Here is a 19,190-nt window from a genome sequence, read left to right as displayed (position 1 = left end):
GTGGTGACCTCGCCCAGCTCCACCCGGTAGCCGCGTACCTTGACCTGGTCGTCCACCCGGCCGCGGAACTCGATCTGCCCGTCGGCGGTGACCCGCAGCAGGTCGCCGCTGCGGTAGCAGCGCCCCTGCCCGGTCAGCGGGTCGGGGACGAACCGCTCGGCGGTCAGCTCGGGCCGGCCGATGTAGCCCCGGGTGACCCCCGGGCCGCCCACCACCAGCTCTCCCGGCACGCCGGGCGGCACCGGGCGCAGGGCGGCGTCCACCAGGTGCCCGTACACGCCGGGCAGCGGGCGGCCCAGCGGCACGATGCCGGTCCGCCGCGCGGCGGGGATCTCCTCGGTGTCGCACACCAGGCAGATCATGGTGGACTCGGTGTGGCCGTAGTGGCTCTGGATCCTGAGCCCTGGCCGTGCCGCCCGGGCCCGCTCCACCAGATCCCACGGGCACGCCTCGCCGGCCAGGATGAGCAGCTCGCCCGGCAGCACGGCGGCCAGGTCGCCGCCGGAGGCCAGCAGCTCCAGGTGGCTCGGCACGCACTTGACGACGTCCACCCGGTGCTCGGCCAGGTAGCCGGCGAACGCCGCCGGGTCCATCGCGGTCTCGCGGGGCACCAGGTGCACCGTCCCGCCGGTGGTCAGCGCGCCGAACACGCAGGTCAGGCCGAAGTCGGCGGCGGGGGTCGAGACCACCGCGAACGACCCGCCGGGCACGCCGATGCGCGGCAGCATCCCGCCCAGGTAGTTCAGCACGCCGCCGTGCTCGGCGGCCACCGCCTTCGGCGTGCCGGTGGAGCCCGACGTGAAGATCACGTGGTGCAGGTGCTCCGGCCGTACCTCGACGTCGGGGCGGGTCTCCGGCAGGGACGGTGCCCGGTCGAGCGCGAGCACCCGCCGCCCGTCCCCGATCAGGCCCGCGAACTCGCTCACCGTCACCACGGCCCGCACCCCGGCGGCCTCCAGCATGGCGGCGATCCGCGCGGCCGGGTACGCCGGGTCCATCGGCAGGTAGCCGCCGCCCGACTTCTGGATGCCGAACAGCGCGCACGCCAGGTCCGCGCCCGGCTCCAGCAGCACGCCGACCGGCTCGTCGGCGGCCACCCCGGCCTCCAGCAGCCAGTGCGCGATCCGGTTCGCGGCCGCCTCCAGCTCCGCGTAGGTCAGGGCGCGGTCGGCGCCCACCACGGCCGGCGCGCCGGGAGTCTCGTCCACCCAGCGCTCGATCAGGTGGTGCACCGCCCCGGCGGGCGGCTCGGGCGGCGGCCCGCCGGCCACGGCGGGGCCGGTCACCGGCTCCAGCGGCACCGCGCCCACCGGCGTGTCCAGGTCGGCGAGCAGCCCGTCGAGCAGGGCCGCGTACCAGCGGGTCAGCTTGGCCGCGGTGCCCGGCTCGAACAGGTCGGTCCGATAGGCGAGCCCGCCGCGCAGCGGCGCGCCCGGCCCCTCGTCCACGACGTGCCAGCTCAGGTCGAACTTGGTGGTCAGCTCCGGCAGGTGGATCTCCGACGCCTCCAGGCCGGGCAGCTCCGGTGCCGCCACGCCCGGGACGTAGTTGAGCATCACCTGGAACAGCGGCGTGGCCGCCAGGTTCCGCTCCGGCCGCAGCCGGTCCACCACCCGGTCGAACGGCGTGCCCGCGTGCGCGAGCGCGCCCAGCGCGGACTCCCGCGCGCGGGCCAGCAGGTCGCGCCCGGTCGGGTCGCCGCCCACGTCCGTCCGTACGACCACGGTGTTGAGGAAGCAGCCCACCACGCCTTCGGTGTCCGGGTGGTCGCGGCCCGAGACCGGCACGCCGACCGCGATGTCCGCGCTCGCCGACAGCCGGGCCAGCAGCGCCTGCAGCCCGGCCAGCAGCACGATGAACGGCGTGGACCGGTAGGCGGCGGCCACCGCCCTGACCCGCTCGCTCAGCCCGGCCGGCAGCTCCAGCTCGATCGCGGCGCCGGCCGGGTCCGGCACGGCGGGGCGCGGCCGGTCGGTGGGCAGGTCGAGCACCGGCGGCAGGCCGTCCAGGTGCCCGGCCCACCAGTCCAGGTCGGCCGGGTCGGGCTCCGGCGACACCTGCGCGTACTGCGCTGGCGGCGGATCGAGCGGCGGGTGCAGGCCGAGGCGGGCGGCGTACAGGCCGGACAGCTCCGACAGCAGCAGCCCCCGCGTCCACGCGTCGGTGGCGATGTGGTGGAAGGTGAGCGAGAGCACGTGCTCGCCGTCGTCCACGGCGAGCAGCACCGCCCGCATCGGCGGCTCGCGGTCCAGCGCGAACGGCGTCGCCAGGTGCGCGGCCAGCACGTCCTCGACCTCCGACCGGTCCACGCGCGCGGTGGACACCGGCACCGCGCCGGCGTCGCGCACCACCATGACCGGCTCGGGGCCGGAGTCGTCGATCACGCCGCGCAGCACGTGGTGCCGCTCGGCCAGGTCGCGCACCGCCCCCAGCAGCGCCTCCTGCTGGAGCGGTCCGGTCAGCCGCAGCGCGAGTGGCACGTTGTAGGCGCTGCTGTCCGGTTCGAGCTGGGCCAGGAACCACAGCCTGGCCTGCACCCCGGACAGCGGCACCGGCCCGTCCGCGAGCTCGCGCCGCACGCGCGCGGCGGCGGCCGGGCGGGGGAGGGCGGCGGCCAGGTCGGCCAGCACCGGGTGCTCGAACAGCAGCCGCACCGGCACCGCCACGCCCAGCCGCTCCCGCAGCCGCCCGGCCACCCGGGTCGCCGCGAACGAGTGCCCGCCGAGGGCGAAGAAGTCGTCGTCCGCCCACACCTCCGCGAGCCCGAGCACGTCGGCCCAGACCTCGCCCACCAGGTGCTCACCGGGAGTTCCCAGCGGCACCCGCACCGCGGGCCCCGCCTCGGGCACGGGCAGCGCCGCCCGGTCCACCTTGCCGTTCGGGGTGAGCGGCAACGCCTCCAGCACACCGATCGCGGCCGGCACCATGTAGTCGGGCAGCCGCTCGCGCAGCGCCGCCCGCAGCTCTGCCACGTCCGCCGTCTCCGGCGTCACCCAGGCGGCCAGGCGCCGGTCGAGGCCGTCGCCGACCGGCTGCACGTACGCCTCCCCGACCTGCGGCAGAGCCCGCAACGCCGCGGCCACCTCGCCCGGCTCGACGCGGAAGCCGCGCACCTTCACCTGGTCGTCGATCCGCCCCAGGAACTCGATCAGCCCGTCCCCGGTCACCCGGGCCCGGTCGCCGGTGCGGTACCAGCCGCCGGTGAAACGTTCCGCGGTGAGGTCGGGACGGCCCAGGTAGCCGCGGGCCACGCTGGGCCCGCCGATCCACAGCTCCCCGGGCACGCCGGGCGGCAGCGCCCGCCCGGACGGGTCGGCCACCCGGCACACCACGCCGGCCAGCGGCCGGCCCAGCGGTGTCCGGCCCGGGCCCAGCCCGGCCAGCGCCTGGCCCGCGTCGCAGGCCAGCACCGACACCGTGGTCTCGGTGGGGCCGTAGTGGATCTGCACCTCCAGGTCCGGCCGTGCCTGCCCGACCTGCGCCACCAGGTCCGCGGGCACCGCCTCACCGGCCAGGATCAGCAGCTTGCCGGGTAACGCCGCGGTGCCGAGGAGTTCGAGCTGGCTGGGCACCATCTTGATCGCGTCCACGGGGTGCGCCGCCAGGCGGGCGGCGAACGCGGCCGGGTCGGTGGCCGTCTCGTGGTCGATCAGGTGGAGGGTGGCGCCCGTGGTCAGCGCGCCCCACACGTTCGTCATGCCCAGGTCGGCGGCGGCGGTGGAGACCAGCGCGTACGAGGTCATGCCCGCGGGAATGACCCCGGCCACCGCGCCGAGATAGTGCGTGATGTGCCGGTGCTCGACCGCGACGCCCTTCGGCCGCCCGGTCGAACCGGACGTGTAGATCACGTACGCCAGGTGCTCCGGCCGCACGGCCACGCCGGGACGTTCGTCCGGCGACCCCGCCGCGGCGGCGAGCTCGGCGTCCGTGAGCACGATCCGCGCCCCGGCGTCGGCCACCACCGCGCTGTTGCGCCGCTCCGGGTAGACCGGGTCGAGCGGCAGGTAGGCCGCGCCCGCCTTGAGCACGCCGAGCATGGCGACCACCAGCTCGGGCCGCCGCTCCAGCAGCACGCCGACGGGCTCCTCCGGGCGTACCCCGCTCGCCAGCAGCCAGTGGGCCACCTGGTTGGCGCGGCGGTCCAGCTCCGCGTAGGTGAGCGAACCGACCGCGACCGCGTCGGGGCAGGTGTCGGCCACCCGCTCGACCAGCGTGTGCAGCGGCACGTCCACGGGCACGGCCGGGCCCTCGCCGCGCAGGTCGGCGCCGGCCGGCAGCCGCACGGGCGCGTCCGGGTCGGTGAGCAGGCCGTCCAGCAGCTCCAGGTACCAGCCGGCCAGCCGCCGCACGGTGGCCTCGTCGAACAGGTCCTTGCGGTAACGCAACTCGCCCGAGAAGCGGGTGCCGTCGTCGCCGAGCTCCAGGTTCAGGTCGAACTTGGCGGTCGGGGCGGGCGGCGACCCGGCCACGACCTCCAGCCCGGGCAGCGTCACCGGGGCGCCGGTGTCGTACACGTTGAGCATCACCTGGAACAGCGGCGTGACCGCGAGGTTCCGCTCCGGCTGCAGGCGCTCCACGACCCGCTCGAACGGCGTGCCGGCGTGCGCGAACGCGTCCAGCGCCGCCGCGCGCGCCCGGGCCAGCAGCTCCGCACCCGTCGGGTCGCCCGAGGTGTCGCCGCGCACCACCAGCGTGTTGATGAAGCAGCCGACGACCCGCTCGGCGTCGGGGTGGTGCCGGCCCGCGTGCGGCACCCCGACCGCGACGTCGTCGACGCCGGACAGGCGGCTCAGCAGCGCCTGCAGCCCGGCCAGGAACACCATGAACGGCGACGTCCCCGCCACCGCGCGCACCTTCGCCGACAGCGCCGGCGGCACCTCCACCGCGATCGCGGCCCCCTCCCAGGTGGGCACGGGCGGGCGCGGCCGGGCCAGCGGCAGGTCGAGCACCGGCGGCAGGCCCGCCAGCCGCTCCGCCCACCAGTCGAGGCCGGTGTCCGGCCGCCCGGCCTCCCACGCGGCCACGTCCGCGTACTGCAGGGCCGGGGGAGCGGGGGGCGGCTCCAGGCCGAGGCGGGCGGCGTACAGGCGGGACAGGTCGTCCAGCAGCACGCGTTCCGACCAGGCGTCGGTGGCGATGTGGTGCAGGGTGAGCGCGAGCACGCACGCGTCGTCGCCGAGCCGGAACACCGTGGCCCGCAGGGGCGGCTCGGCGTCCAGGCGGAACGGCCGCCAGGCGTGCCCGGCCAGCTCCCGCTCCAGCTCCGCCGGATCCGCCACGTCCACCACGGGCACCTGTACGGCGGCGACGGGCCGCACGCGGCCGTCCTCGACGACGCCGCGCAGGATCCAGTGCCGCTCCGCCAGGTCCGCCACCGCGCCGGTGAGGGCGGCGACGTCCACCGGGCCGTTCAGCCGCAGCGTCAGCGGCACGTTGTAGGCGCTGCTGTCCGGTTCGAGCTGGGCCAGGAACCACAGCCGCTCCTGGGCGGGCGACAGCGGCATGTCCGTGGCCGACGTCGCCGGGATGCCCGGGGCCGGGGCCGTCTCGGTCCGCTTCAGGGCGGCGGCCAGCCTGGACCGGACCAGTTCGGCGATCCGGTCCTCGTGTACCTCGGTCATCCCTCGTTCCCCCCCATCAGATCGGCGGCCAGCAGCTCCTCCAGCGCGCTGGCGAAGTCGGCCAGCACCGGCCGGTCGAACAGCAGCCGCACGGGCACCGCGACCTGCAACATCTCGCGCAGTCGGGCGGCCACCCTGGTCGCCGCGAACGAGGCCCCGCCGAGGGCGAAGAAGTCGTCGCCGGCCCAGACCTCGGGCCGTTCGAGCACCTCGGACCAGACGGCGGCCACGAGCCGCTCGGCGTCGGTGGCCGGTGCCACCTTCGGGGCGCCCGGCCCGTCGTCCGGGGCCGGCAGCGCGTCGCGGTCGACCTTGCCGCTGGTCAGCGTGGGCAGGGCCGGCAGCGTGACCCAGCGGCGCGGCACCATGTGGCCGGGCAGCCGGGAACGGGCGTGCCGCTCGATCGCGGCCAGGTCCGCCGTCTCCGGCGCGACGTAGCCGACCAGGTGGGCGTTCGCGCCCGAACCGGCCACGGTCACCGCGGCGGCGGTGACCTCGCGCAGCACGGCCTCGATCTCGCCCAGCTCGATCCGGTAGCCGCGGACCTTCACCTGGTGGTCGCGGCGGCCGTGGAACTCCAGCGTCCCGTCCGGCCGCCACCGCGCCAGGTCCCCCGTGCGGTAGCAGCGGCCGTCAGGCGCGAACGGGTCGGCCACGAACGCGGCCGCGGTCAGCTCGGGGCGGCCCCGGTACCCGCGGGCCACCCCGGCGCCGCCCAGCAGCAGCTCGCCGACCGCGCCCGGCGGCACCAGCCGCAGCCGCGAGTCGACCACGTACGCCCGCTCGCCCGGCATCGGCGACCCGATCGGCACCCGGTCCGCCCCGTGCCCGCGCACCCGGTGCAGCGTCGAGGTGACGGTGGCCTCGGCCGGCCCGTAGGCGTTCCACAGCTCGCCGGCCCTGGCCAGGATCTGCTCGGCCAGCCCCGGGTCCAGCGCCTCGCCGCCGGCGACCGCGCGCAGCGCGGGGCCGCCCGCCCAGCCGGCCGCGATCAGCATCCGGTACGAGGTCGGCACCAGGTCGATCACCGTGGCCGCGCTCGTGGCGATCAGCTCCGCCAGCGCGTGCCCGTCGGTGGCCGTGCCCCGGTCCACCACCACCGACGTGCCGCCGGCGGCCAGGACGCTCCACAGCTCGGAGGCGGAGGTGTCGAAGCTCAGCGGCGCGACGGCGGGCTGCACGTCGGCCGGGCCGAGGCGGAGCGTCGAGACCGTCCCTGCCACCAGGGCGGCCAGGCTGCCGTGGGTGACCTCCACGCCCTTGGGGGCGCCGGTGGAGCCGGAGGTGTAGGCGACGTACGCCAGATCGTCGGGGCCGACCTCGGGCAGGTCCGCGCGCGGCCCGGCCGCGAGCCGGTCCGCGTCGAGAACCGCCGTTCCGCCAGGGGACATCACAAGGCCCGCTTCGCCGCGCGTGAGCACCACGCGCGCCCCCGCGTCGGCGGCCAGCAGGCGCAGTCGCTCAGCCGGGTACTCCGGGTCCAGCGGCAGGTACGCCGCCCCCGCCCGCCACACGCCCAGCAGCACCGCCGGCAACATGCGGTCGCGCGGCAGGTGCACGCCGACCACGTCGCCCCGCGACAGCCCGCGCTCCAGCAGCCCGGCCGCGATCCGGTCGGCGCGGTCGTTCAGCTCGGCGTAGCTCAGGGAGGCGCCGTCCGGCCCGGCCACCGCGGTGCCCGTCGTGTGCGCCGCCAGCATCAGCGGCACCGGTACCAGATCGTCCGGCAGCCGGGGGCCGGCCGCGCGGGCCAGCAGCGCGGCACGTTCCTCCGGGGTGACCGGCTCGAACGCCGCCACCTCCAGGTCCGGCTCGGCCACCGCGCGCCGCAGCAGCCACAGCAGCCGGTCCAGGTACGCCTCGGCCTCCTCCCGGCCCAGCAGCGCGACCGCGTACTCCAGGTGCAGCTCGGAACCGGCGGCGGTGCGGTTGACGAGCACGCTCAGCTCGTGCACCGCCGCGCCCGAGCCCACCTCCGTCAGCAGCTCCAGGCACCCGGCGCGCACCGGCACCCCGGCGTGCTGCATGGCCAGCAGGACCGGGGCCCGTGGCAGGCCGGCAGGCGGGACCTCCTGATGGACCAGCGCCCGCGTGGCGGCGTCCGCGGCCTGCCTGACCAGGTCGCGGAAGGTCGGCGCCGCGTCCGGCCGCAGCCGCACCGGCACGGTGTCGACCAGCGGCCCGACGACCCGCGCCAGCTCCGGCCTGGCGCGCCGCGCCGCGACCATGCCGACCAGCGTGTCCGGCTCCCCGGAGGCCAAGGCGAGCGCGGCCAGGTACACCGCGAACGGCGTCGCGCCGCACGCGCGGGCCAGCGCGGCCACGCCGGCCGTGAACTCCCCGGTCAGCGGGCGGATCACCCGGCGCGTCGTCAGGTCGCCGGGCGGCGGCCCGGCGACCGGCGCCCCGTCCAGCTCGCCGCGCCAGAACTCCCGCAGCCGCGCGAGGTCCGGCTGCTCCTCCTGCTCGCGTGCCGCCACGTCGCCGAGCTGCACCGCCGGCTCCGGAACGGGCTCGCCCGCCAGCCCGGCGGCCAGCTCCTCCATCAGCACGCCGACCGAGCCGCCGTCGAAGGCCAGGTGGTCCGTCACGAGCACCAGCTCGGCCACGCCGTCGCCGGCCGGGCACAGACTGGCCCGGAGCAGCGGCACCTCGCTCGTCACGTCGAACACGTGCTCCGCCGCGGCCCTGGCCGCCTTCGCCGGGTCCGCGCCCGCCGGGTGCTCGACCAGCGGGACGGGAACCGGCGGGTGTACGACCGCGTACGGGACGCCGTCCTCGCCGACGGAGACCGTGCTGCGCAGGGCCTCGTGCCGGCGCAGGACCGCGTCCAGGGCCGGGCGCAGCGCCGCGCCGCCGGCGCTCGGGCCGCTGACGCGCAGCCGGACCGACACCGTGGTGACAGGGCTGTGCGGATGGAGCTGCCGCAACGTCCAGAACTCGCGTTGGGTGGCGGTGAGCGGATGTCTCGTCAGGCCGTACCGGCGCACCGGCGCGGAGCCGGGCTCGCGCAGGCGCGCCGCCAGCCCGGCCGCCGTCGGCTCGGTCAGGAACGTCGCCAGCGGCACGGTGTGCCCGACCCGCTGCGACAGCTCGGTCACCACCCGGGCCGCGGCCAGCGAGTGACCGCCCAGGTCGGCGAACCGGTCGTGCACGCCCACCTCCGGCAGGCCGAGCACGTCCGCGATCACCCCGGCCACCAGGCGCTCGTCAGCCGTGCGGGGCGCGATCGGCGCCGCGCCGCCCGTGCGGGCGGCGCCCAGCCTGGGCAGGGCCGCGCGGTCCACCTTGCCGGTGGGGCCGATCGGCAGGTCGCCCGTCACGCCGATCCTGGCGGGCACCAGGTGGTCGGGCAGGCGGGCGCGCAGCCAGTCGCGCAGCTCGGGCTCGGTCACGCCGGAGGCCGCCACGTGCGCGGCGAGGTAGGCGATGCCGTCGTCGTCGGTGTGGGCGAGCACGACGGCGCGGCGCACCGCCGGGTGGCGGTCCAGTGTGGACTCGACCTCGCCCAGCTCGACCCGGTAGCCGCGGATTTTGACCTGGTCGTCGGCGCGGCCCACGTAGCGCAGCTCGCCGTCCGCCCACCGCACCAGGTCGCCGCTGCGGTAGACGCGGCTGCCGTCCGGCTCGGTGCGGAACGCCGGCGACTCGTGGCCCAGGTACCCGCGCGTCACGCCGGGCCCCCCGATCCACAACTCGCCCACCTCGCCGTCCGGCACCGGCCTGCCGGAGGCGTCGCGCACGCTGAGCACCGCGCCCGCCATCGGCCCGCCCAGCGGCGGCTCGCCCCGGTGGTCGCGGGTCACCTCGAACATCGTGGAGCCGGTCGTGCACTCGGTGGGGCCGTACATGTTGAGCACGCGGCGCACGCCCGGGTTGGCGAACATCCGGCCGACCAGGGCCTCGGTCAGCCGCTCGCCGCCGGACAGCACCATGCGCACGCCGTCCGGCAGCGGCTCGCGCAGCAGCACGGACAGCGCCGACGGGACCCCGAAGACCGTGCGCACCTCGTCGCGGGCGGGCAGCGCCGGCAGCGCCAGCACGGTGTCCGCCACGATCACGGTGCCGCCGGCGTACAGCGGCGTGAAGATCTGCGTGATGGAGGCGTCGAAGCAGATGGAGGAGCCGGCCAGCATGCCGCTCAGCTCCTCGGCGGTGTAGGCGGACGCCTCCCAGCGCACCAGGTTCAGCGTGTTGCGGTGCTCCACGACCACGCCCTTGGGGCGGCCGGTGGAACCCGAGGTGTAGATGACGTACGCGGCGTCGCCCGGCTCGCCCGGCGCCTCGGGGCCGCGCTCCGCGGGCGCCACGTCGTCCACGAGCACCGGCTCGGCGCCGGTCAGCAGCGCGGTCTCGCGCCGCGCCGCCGACGTGACGACCGCGCTCACGGTGGAATCCTCGGCCATGAAGCGTAAGCGTTCCGCCGGGTAGGCCGGATCCAGCGGGACGTACGCCGCTCCCGCCTTGAGCACCCCCATCAGCGCGGGCACCAGCCACTCGTCGCGGTCCAGGCAGATGCCCGCGAGCTTGCCGCGCCCGACGCCCCGGGCGGCCAGGGCGTGCGCGATTCCGTTGGCCCTGCGGTCGAGCTCGGCGTAGGTCAGCCGAACCGTGCCCGCGACGACGGCGACGCGATCGGGCGTCCGCCGGCACTGCGCCTCCAGAGCCTCGTGGAGGCGGGCGGGCGAGTCTGTGAGAAGGCGGTTCGCGCCCTTCACATCCGTGTTCATGTGGTCCTTCTCTCTAGCAAGATCGAACGTGCCCGGGTGGGCGGTCATGCGCGCCGGAGCAGGCAGGTGCGGCCCGGTTGTCGGCCCCCTCCGCCGGAGATCGTGATGGTCCGCACAGCAGGATCGGTGACCCGGCTTGCCGCCGGCTTGTAACCTGCCGTGATCGTGCTTGCGCGTCATCGGCCGATCGGTTCGGGACGGCCCGGGAGGCGGGCAGGGACGTCCCTGCGCGCAGCATCGTCCAACACGCGCAAACCTCCTGGAGCGGCGACGGGAGAGTTCTCGGCTCCGGACCGGGGCAAGACATGAGCCCTCCTCGCCACTGCTCCGGGGCGCCGGCTCACCATGATCCTCTTCACCCGGGCGATCCCGCAATCAGGCGCTCACCCCGCCGAGGGGGGCGATCCGGCCGCACGGGGGGGCAGGTCAAGGGGTGCGGACTTCGAGGTCGCCCGAGTCGCTGGTCAGCTCGATCCGGCGCGGGGCGGAGGGGTCGGTGTCCACCTTGACGTCCTTGGCCCCCGAGTCGGTGGTGGCGACCACGTTGTACGCCCCCTGCGGCACCCCGACCGTCACCCTGCCCGAGTCGGAGGAGACGGTGACCCGGTCGGGCGCACCGGTGAAGACGAGCTCGACGTCGCCCGAGTCGGTCTTGGCCACCGCCTGCTTCACCGCCAACCCCTCGGCCTCGATCGCGCCCGAGTCCGACAGGGCGTCCAGCGCGCCGGACAGGCCCTTCAGCGTCAACGTCCCGGAGTCGGAGCTGACCTTGACGCTCAGTCCCCTGGGCACCTCGACCCGGTAGTTCACGTCGCAGGACGTGGCGACGGCGCCGAACCCGAACGCGGCCGGGCACTCGTAGCTCAGGACCAGCGTGCCGCCCTGCACCTGGTGGCCGGTCTCCGGCTTGTTCTTGCGCCAGACGAGCTGCTCCGTCACCCGCACGCCCCGCCGCTGCGACTCCACCACCTCGATGGTGCCCGAGTCGGCCTCGACCCGCAGGGCCCGTACGTCGTCGCCGACCTCGTACGACACGGTGTCCGTCTCCTCGGTGAACCCCGCGCCGCAGCCGGTCAGCGCCGCCGAGACCCCCAGCAGACCGGCGATCACGGCCGCACGCTTCATCCTCATGACGCAAGATTCTCGCCCATCCGGGCGGAGGGGACGTCGGTGAGATCCCTGAGAACACCCCTGAGACACCCGGTGGCGGCGGCTCCCGCGCGCGGGTCTGGACAAGCCGCCGCTCACGTGATCTGACGGAGGGAGAGAGCGCCGCGATCAATCACGAACAGGAGCACCTGGTATGAGCGATACGCCGCGACTGCACCATGGTGGCGCCACCCTGCTGGAGCGCGCCCGCGACCTGCGCACCATGATCGATCGCGAGTCGGCCGCGGCCGAGGCGCAGGGCAGGCTGACCGGCCCCGTCGTGGACGCGCTGCACGAGGCGGGCGTCTTCGGCATGTGGGTCCCCGAACCGCTCGGCGGGGCCGAGCTGTCGCCCAAGGAACTGCTCGGCGTGTTCGAGGAGCTCACCTACGCCGACCCCTCGACGGGCTGGGCCGTCATGGCCACCACGCTCGCGAACGGCACGGGCGGCGCCTACCTGGGCGACGAGGCCGTCGAGCGGATCTTCAAGGGGCCCAGGATGCCGCTGATCGCGGGCCAGGGCACGCGTCCCGGCGTGGCCGTGCGCGAGGACGGCGGCTTCCGGCTCAGCGGCCGGTGGAGCTTCGCCTCGGGGATGCTGCACTCCCAGTACGCCCACAGCGCCGCCGCCATCGAGGGCACCGGCGAGATCCGGATCTTCGTCAACCCGATCGAGGACGTCCGGATCCTCGGCAACTGGGACGTACTCGGCCTGCGCGCCACCGGCAGCGTCGACTACGCCATCGACGATCTCTTCGTGCCGGAGTCGCAGACCCACGACTTCACCACCGACAGGCCGCTGCGCGGCGGCGCGATCTACCGCCTCGGCCTTCTCGACCAGGCACTCATCTGCCACTCCGGCTGGGCGCTCGGCATCGGCCGCCGGCTCCTCGACGAGCTGGCCCGGCACGCCTCGTCCCGAGCCGGCCGCCCGGGGCAGATCGCCGGCAGCGACGCCTTCCACACGGACTTCGCCCGCGCGGAGGCGGCGTTCCGCGCCGCCGCCGCGCTGATCCACCAGACGTGGGACGACGTGGAGAGCACCCTGGAGTCGGGCGGGACCCTCAGCGTGCGGCAGGAGACGATGGTACGGCTCGCGCTCAACCACATCACCTCGACGGTGGCGGAGACGGGCAGGTTCGTCTACGCGTCGGGCGGCACGTCGGCGCTGCGCGACGGGCTCGTGCAGCGGCTCTTCAGGGACGTCTGCGCGGGAGCCGCGCACATCACGTCGGGGCCGCAGGTGCTCGCGGAGTGCGGCCGCGAGCTGGCCGGGCTGGCCCCGGGCCGGACGTGGACGGTCTTCACCCTGGAGGACACCCGGCCCTGAACCGCCCCAGAGTCCGCCGCCACGCGGCACCATGCTCAGGCGCGACCTCGGAGGCTGCGCTGGTTCCCGCTGCCCAAGATCTGCCTGGACCGGGCGTGGCCGATTCGGGTCACCGCTCGATCGGGATCCGGTCCAGCGGGAACGGCGTGGCGGGCGGCGCCGTGTCCGTCGCGGCCGCGGCGCCCGGGCCGCAGGTCGCGGCCAGGACGTGGTCCCAGACCGCCGCGTCGATGGGATGCGGCACGGGGTTGCCGTTCTCGTCGAAGCGCACGTAGCCCGTGAGGTTGAAGCCCATGGAGACGCGGCGGTCGCCGTCCGGGCTGGAGAACGACATCGTGGTCATGCCGATGACCCCGCCCTGGTGCCCCCAGAACCGGCCGCACGGCAGGTCCAGCGGGTAGATGCCCAGCCCGTACTCCGACACGGTCGCGCCCTCCCTGAGCGGCACCGTCTCCAGCATCTCGGCGAGCAGGCCGGCGTCGAGCAGGTCGCCTCGCAGCAGCTGCCGGTAGAAGCGGCTCAGGTCCTCCATGGTGGCGACGACGGCGCCGGCCGTCCAGGCGAGCGACATGTCGTAGACGCTGTAGTCCCTGGGCGGGTCGATGAGCCCGGACAGGCCCTCGTACGCCCTGGAGTGCGGCCCCGGGATGTGCGGGCTGCGCGGGAACGACGTATGGCGCAGCCCGGCCTTCCTGATGACGTGGTCGGTGATGTACCGCTCCGCCTTGACGCCCGTCACCTTCTCCAGCAGCAGGCCGGCGATGACGTAGTTCGTGTTGGAGTACTCGCCGGGCGCCACTCCGGGCTGCCCGGTCGCGGAGGCCGCCAGGGCCAGGTCGATCAGCTCCTGCGGCTGCCAGGTGCGGAAGCGGTTGGCGTCCAGGTCCTCGACCGTCTGGAAGATCAGGTGGTCGTAGTCGGAGATGTGGCTGGTGTGGTTGAGCAGCATGCGTACGGTGATCCGCTGCCCGCGCTCGCCCGGGATCAGGCCGGGCAGGTAGCGCGCGACGGGCGCGTCGAGCTCGATCGTGCCCCGGCCGACCTGCTGCAGCACGGCCACGGCGGTGAACGTCTTGGTGATGCTGCCGACCCGGTGCACCATGTCGGGGCGTACGGGGCGGCGCGTGTCCACGTCGGCGAACCCGGCGGCGCCCTTCCAGCTCTCGCGGCCGTCGGCCACGTGGGAGTAGGTGCCGTACATGCCGGCCTTGTGAACGGCGTTCAAGGTCTGGCGCAGCCTCTGCCGGTCCAGCTCGGAGTCCTGGGCCGTGGCGGCGGTTCCGGACAGCGTCGTGGCTCCCACCGATAACGCGGCGAGGCACGCGATCATGGCTCGTTTCAAGTCTCCTCCTCAGCGATGTGAGTACCTCGATCCTCGACCGGCGCGGTCGGGGTGGGCCATCCGGCTGGAGGAGGAATGCCCCGTCCTTCTCAGGTACCGGCCGGGCTTGTCCACGGTGGGCTGGTCAACGCTGGTCATCATGGTGAGCAGGCCAATCATCGTGCCCGGTCGTATTCAGGAGCGGAGAGCCGCCCCGAGGGAGGGTGGCAGCAGCCGGTATCCAGGGGGCCACGATGACGAGCAAGAGAGCGGCGGGTGGGCGGCACAGGCAGGGACGGCCGGTGCCCGCGCCACCGCCGGACCCGCGCCACCGCCCCACCCGGGGCGACCGGCCCGACCGGGACTGGGCGGACCGGCCTGACCGGGACCGGGCCGAGCGGGCCGAGCGGGATGTCCGGCCCGAGCGGGGGGAGCGGGCAGGCGGGCGTGATCGGCCCAACGAGGCGGCGGTGGCGACGGTGCAGTTCCGGCAGGTCCGCCCGGCCACCCCGCCGCCGGCTCGCCCGGTGGAACGGGCGGCGTCTCCGGCTCGCCCGGCAGGGCCGGCGGCATCGCCGGTCCGCCCGGCCCGCGTGGCGGCGGCGCCCGCGCCTCCCGCGCCCCCAGCGCAGGTCGCTTCCGCGGCGCGGGCGCGGCGGTCGCGTCGCTCCATCAAGCTGTGGGTGATCGCCGGCGTGCTCGCCCAGGCCGGTTTGTTCGCCGTCACCCTGCTCAACCAGGACGCGGACCCAACCACCGCACTGGCAGCACCGGCCGGAACCACCGGCCCCACCCCGGCCAACACCACCACCGGCCAGCCCGGCCAGCCCGGCCAGCCCGGCCAGTCCGCGGACCAGGACACCAAGCCCAGGCAGCAGGAGCGCAAGGCCGGAAGCAGCCTCGCGTTCTCGGCGGTCGCCGGCCCGAGCTGCCCCCGCGACACCGGCCGCAGCGTGAACATCATCGGCGCCCCCGGCCGCAACGGCTGGAAGGACGCCAGGGCAGGCGGCTGGACGGGCGCGGGCTGCGGGGAGGGCTTCCTGTTCTCGGACCTGACGTACGACCCCGCCACCACCGGCCAGCCCGTCAACACGTTCCAGTGGCGATTCACCACCGGCCTGCGCGGCAAGCACCAGTGCGCGGTCGGCGTGTACATCCCCAGATCGGGCCTGGCCGGCCAGCGCGTCTGGTACACGGTCAGCGACGGCTTCGACAAGGACGCCCGCACGGTCGCCGAGTTCACCCTCGACCAGCACATGCGCCAGGGCACCTGGGTCGCGGCGCCCTCGCTCGTCACGGTCACCGGCGGCCTGGTCATGGTCGAGATCAGGGACACCGGCAAGGGCAACATGACAGGCGACCAGTCGATGGTGGCAGGCCCCGTCCGGCTGTCCTGCGTCTGAGCTACGGCTCGACCGCCTCCACGATGGAGACCACCGTCCCGGTGGGCACGACCCGCGACATCCGCAGCCCCGCCGCGGCGAGCAGCCCGGCGAACTCCGCCTCCGTACGCTCCCGCCCGGGGACCGCGGTCATCAGTATCATGTCCACGGCCTTGGCCTGGTGGGGCTCGTTGCCGGGCGGGACGACCGCGTCGATGACCAGGACGCGCCCGCCGGGCACCATCGCGCGCCGGCAGTTGCGCAGGATGGTCACGCAGCTCTCGTCGTCCCAGTCGTGCAGCACCCGCTTGATCACGTAGACGTCCGCCCCGGCGGGCACCTCGCGGAAGAAGTCGCCGGGCACCGCCCGCCAGCGGCCCTTGACGTCCTCGGCGCCGAGCCGGTGCCCGGCGACCACGTGCTCCTCGTCCATCAGCACGCCGTCCAGGCCGGGACGCCGGCGCAGCACCTCCAGCAGGAACCCGCCGTGCCCGCCGCCGACGTCGGCCACGACGCCGGACGCGGGGAAGTCGTACGCGGCGGCGACGAGCTCGTTCTCCTGGTCGGAGAAGGCCGCCATGCCGGTGTGGAAGGTGGCGGCGGTCTGCGGGTTCCCGGCGACGTAGTCGAAGAACGACATGCCGAAGAGGTCCTCGAACACCGAGCCGCCCCGCCTCAGCGACAGCTCCACCTCGCCGGCGGGCCGCCACAGGGTGGTGTCGGTGAGCATGAGGACGGCCGGCCGCGCCGAGACGGGCGCGTCGGAGCGCAGCGCCTGCCCGACCGGCGTGAGGGCGAAGCGCCCGTCGGCCAGCTCCTCGAAGACGCCGCGCGTGGCCAGTACCCGCAGGACCCGGCGCAGCCCCGCCTCGTGCACGCCGGCCCTCCCGGCCAGCTCCGCGACGGTGAGCGGCCCGCCGGCCAGCAGATCCGCCACGCCGAGCGAGGCCGCGGCGCGCAACGCGCCCGGGTAGACGTACCCGAGCGCCTCGTCGATGAGGTACCGCGTCGCTTCCCGCCCGTCCGCGGGCAGCTCACCGCTGATCTCTGTCGGCATGGCGAAGCCTCCGATCGGCTGGGGTCCAGGTGACACGGTAAACGCGATCTACAGGGGAGACAACCGCCGGCACCTTACGGTCCTCTGCATAACTCCCAGAAAGCCCAGGGCCTGGACGACGGCGGTTACACATGTTGACATCCTGCGACGTCGTCACGAGGATCTCCACGTGAAGCATGTGATCTTGAACCGCATCGCCGTGCTGGCGCTCGCTCTGACGGCGGTGTCCTGCGGTTACGGCAATCCGGTGCCAGGCGGTCTGACCGGGCTTGCGGTGAATGCCGATGGACAGGTCACCATGGTGGCGGCCTGGTGCGGGCGCGCGCCCGACGGGGTGGTGGTCTACCGTCGCGCCGCCGGCGAACTGGTGGTGCAGGCCGATATCAGGGCGCCGTCACTGACCGGCGGCATCGCGTCCATGAACCTGGAGGAGAAACCCTCCGAATGGTCCCTCCAGGAAGGAAGCCTGAGTTTTGACCACGGGCAGGTGTACAAGGTACACGCCTATTCCTCCGAGACCCATGTGAAATTCCTCGGAGCCGAATTCACCACCGATTCCACGAAAAAGATGTCACCTGGACAGATATTGATCCAAAATCATACGGGTGGGGCCAAGGATGTGCTGCTGACAGAGGAAGAATTCAAAGCGCAGGCGAAACACCTTTGCTGAACAAGACGGAATCCTCCGGTCGGTGTCGGCCCGGAGGGTCAGGCGCGGCGGCCGACGCCGGCCAGGACGCCGCCCTTGGCCAGGCCCGGCGGCACGTACGGATCGTCGTTGCGCCACTCCTGGGCCGGCACGATCCCCGGCTCCAGCAGCTCCAGCCCGTCGAAGTAGCCGCGTACGGTCTCGCGGTCGCGCCAGGCCACCGCGCCCGAGGCCGAGCGACGGTACACGCCGCGCGCCTCGTCCAGCCTGGCCGGGTCGCCCTCGCCCGGCTCGACGTAGCCGTGCGACAGCACCAGGTACCCGCCCGGCACCAGCGCGTCCCGCAGGGTGGCGGCGATCGCGGCGACCTCGCCGTCGTCGTGGAAGAAGTGCAGGACGGCGGCCACGACGATCGCCACGGGCCGCCCGAAGTCGAGGTGGGCGGCGGCGGACTTGAGGATGTCCGCGGGCCGGTGCAGGTCCCCCTGGACGGCGAAGGTGTCGGGGTTGTCGGCGAGCAGGGCCTGGGCGTGGGTCAGCACGATCGGATCGTTGTCGACGTAGACGACCCTCGAGCCCGGCGTGATCCGCTGCACCACCTGGTGCACGTTGTCCTGCGTGGGCAGCCCGGCGCCGATGTCGAGGAACTGCCGTACCCCCGCCTCGGCCAGGTGCCGTACGGCGCGGATGAGGAATCCGCGGTTGGCCAGGGCGACCTCGCGCACGTCGGTGCCGGATGCGCGGGCGAGCTGGATGATCTGCTCGGCCGCCGCCCGGTCGGCCGCGAAGTTGTCCTTGCCGCCCAGGTAGTAGTCGTACATCCGCGCGACGCTGGGCACCGTCGGGTCGATGCCCTGGGGAACGTTCTCGTCCACGACCGCCTGCCTTCCTCGCCTGGACGGGATCATACGGGTAAATCCGGCGTTCCGTGATCTTCCGGATCTGCGAGAAACCCCAAGTTCAGCTGAACGCGGCCCGGTCGGGCTCGGGCAGCCACTGGCGCGCGGGATCGAACGCCGGCCGGTTGCCCGTCACGAAGCGTACGAGCGACTCCAGCACCGGATGGTGGTTGCGCCGGTGGAACAGCAGCGAGGCCGGATAGACCGGCGCGGGCTCCACGAGCGGGACCTGCACGGTGTCCGGATGCCAGGGCAGGCGGATCAGCCCGCCGACCAGGCTCACACCCCGGCCGGCGCCGACGTCCGCCACGAAGTGCTCCCACCCGAAGTCGGGCCCCGAGGCGTCGATCCCGAAACCGAACGCCGCGCCGAGCAGCCGGTAGAACTCCTCCCACTCGCTGCCGGGCACGTTGCCGGGCATCCACACCACCGAGCCCGCCAGCTCCGCCGTCCGCACCGAGGTCCGCCCGGCGAGCGGATGGCCGCGGCTGACCAGCAGGTGGATCGGCTCCAGTACGGCGGGCACGCTGCCGAGGTCCTCCAGCGGCCCGGTCGCGCGGCAGAAGGCGGCGTCCACGGAACCGCGTTCGAGCGCGACGCGGGCGGATCTGAGCCCGTTGGAGGTGACGATCTCCACCCCCGCCTCGCCGCCCGTGCGGTGGAAGGTCCGCAGGAGGTCGGTGGCGGGCAGCCGCGTGTCCAGAACGTCCACCCGCAGCGCGCGCCGCCGCCCGCGCAGCACCTCCCGCGTCTGGTCGGCGATCCCGATCAGGGCGCGGGCATGGGGCAGGAACGCCCGCCCGTCCTCGGTCAGCTCGGCCCCGTTGCGGGTCCGGGAGAACAGCCTCAGGCCCAGGTCCGACTCCAGCTTCGCGATCCGCTTCGAGACGGCCTGCTGGCTGATCCGCAGCCGGGTCGCGGCCTCGCTGAAGTACCGCTCCTCGGTGACGGCGACGAACGCGCGGACCGTGCCGAGATCCAGATCCGCCTCACCTTCCTCCACAACCGGTGGTTGTGCCGGATCGGCGTGTCGATTGTTGGACAACCCCACC

General features: G+C 74.5%; 9 protein-coding genes and 1 pseudogene. 3 read left to right on the top strand and 7 right to left on the bottom strand.

The features are described 5' to 3' along the window. Positions 1–35: 35 nt before the first annotated feature. The 3 genes and pseudogenes from HD593_RS61935 to HD593_RS29145 all read right to left on the bottom strand — a co-directional run. Positions 36–5,504, bottom strand: a pseudogene (locus tag HD593_RS61935) (amino acid adenylation domain-containing protein); the annotation flags it as partial. Between the two features lie 113 nt (positions 5,505–5,617). Continuing rightward, on the bottom strand, positions 5,618–10,351 hold the full coding sequence (locus HD593_RS29150) for a non-ribosomal peptide synthetase (protein WP_185105217.1): 4,734 nt from the start codon (positions 10,349–10,351) through the stop codon (positions 5,618–5,620). Between the two features lie 426 nt (positions 10,352–10,777). Then, positions 10,778–11,482, bottom strand: a complete 705-nt coding sequence (locus tag HD593_RS29145) for a DUF4097 family beta strand repeat-containing protein (RefSeq protein WP_185105216.1) — start codon at positions 11,480–11,482, stop codon at positions 10,778–10,780. Positions 11,483–11,654: 172 nt separating this feature from the next. Between HD593_RS29145 and HD593_RS29140 the strand changes: the two genes are divergently transcribed. Further along, positions 11,655–12,830, top strand: coding sequence for an acyl-CoA dehydrogenase family protein (locus HD593_RS29140; protein WP_185105215.1), 1,176 nt, complete (start codon positions 11,655–11,657; stop codon positions 12,828–12,830). 109 nt (positions 12,831–12,939) lie between these two features. Here HD593_RS29140 and HD593_RS29135 read toward each other — a convergent pair whose 3' ends face one another. After that, entirely contained in the window at positions 12,940–14,172 is a 1,233-nt protein-coding gene (locus HD593_RS29135) for a serine hydrolase domain-containing protein (protein ID WP_246546774.1), read from the bottom strand. A gap of 233 nt (positions 14,173–14,405) precedes the next feature. On the opposite strand from HD593_RS29135, the gene HD593_RS29130 reads away from it, so the two are divergent. Beyond that, positions 14,406–15,554 (top strand): hypothetical protein, encoded by a 1,149-nt coding sequence (locus HD593_RS29130; RefSeq protein WP_185105214.1) that lies wholly within the window; start codon positions 14,406–14,408, stop codon positions 15,552–15,554. Between the two features lies 1 nt (position 15,555). Here HD593_RS29130 and HD593_RS29125 read toward each other — a convergent pair whose 3' ends face one another. Continuing rightward, positions 15,556–16,590, bottom strand: coding sequence for a methyltransferase (locus HD593_RS29125; RefSeq protein WP_185105213.1), 1,035 nt, complete (start codon positions 16,588–16,590; stop codon positions 15,556–15,558). 169 nt (positions 16,591–16,759) lie between these two features. On the opposite strand from HD593_RS29125, the gene HD593_RS29120 reads away from it, so the two are divergent. After that, positions 16,760–17,260: a hypothetical protein gene (locus tag HD593_RS29120; RefSeq protein WP_185105212.1), complete on the top strand. Its 501-nt coding sequence runs from the start codon at positions 16,760–16,762 to the stop codon at positions 17,258–17,260. A 38-nt stretch (positions 17,261–17,298) separates the two neighbouring features. Here the strand turns inward: HD593_RS29120 and HD593_RS29115 are convergent, their stop codons facing one another. Then, entirely contained in the window at positions 17,299–18,114 is an 816-nt protein-coding gene (locus tag HD593_RS29115) for an SAM-dependent methyltransferase (RefSeq protein WP_312903784.1), read from the bottom strand. Positions 18,115–18,199: 85 nt separating this feature from the next. After that, on the bottom strand, positions 18,200–19,141 hold the full coding sequence (locus HD593_RS29110; protein ID WP_221525033.1) for a LysR family transcriptional regulator: 942 nt from the start codon (positions 19,139–19,141) through the stop codon (positions 18,200–18,202). Between the last annotated feature and the right edge of the window lie 49 nt (positions 19,142–19,190).

Source organism: Nonomuraea rubra (genome assembly GCF_014207985.1).
Lineage (GTDB): Bacteria > Actinomycetota > Actinomycetes > Streptosporangiales > Streptosporangiaceae > Nonomuraea > Nonomuraea rubra.
Note: the sequence above shows the minus strand (reverse complement) of the source record. Positions and strands in the feature narration are given on the sequence as shown.

Excerpts from the sequence above, each read along its gene's own strand:
- HD593_RS29130 (WP_185105214.1), top strand. The coding sequence starts at position 14,406 with ATGACGAGCAAGAGAGCGGCGGGTGGGCGGCACAGGCAGGGACGGCCG.
- HD593_RS29140 (WP_185105215.1), top strand. The coding sequence starts at position 11,655 with ATGAGCGATACGCCGCGACTGCACCATGGTGGCGCCACCCTGCTGGAG.
- HD593_RS29150 (WP_185105217.1), bottom strand. The coding sequence starts at position 10,351 with ATGAACACGGATGTGAAGGGCGCGAACCGCCTTCTCACAGACTCGCCC.
- HD593_RS29125 (WP_185105213.1), bottom strand. The coding sequence starts at position 16,590 with ATGCCGACAGAGATCAGCGGTGAGCTGCCCGCGGACGGGCGGGAAGCG.
- HD593_RS29145 (WP_185105216.1), bottom strand. The coding sequence starts at position 11,482 with ATGAGGATGAAGCGTGCGGCCGTGATCGCCGGTCTGCTGGGGGTCTCG.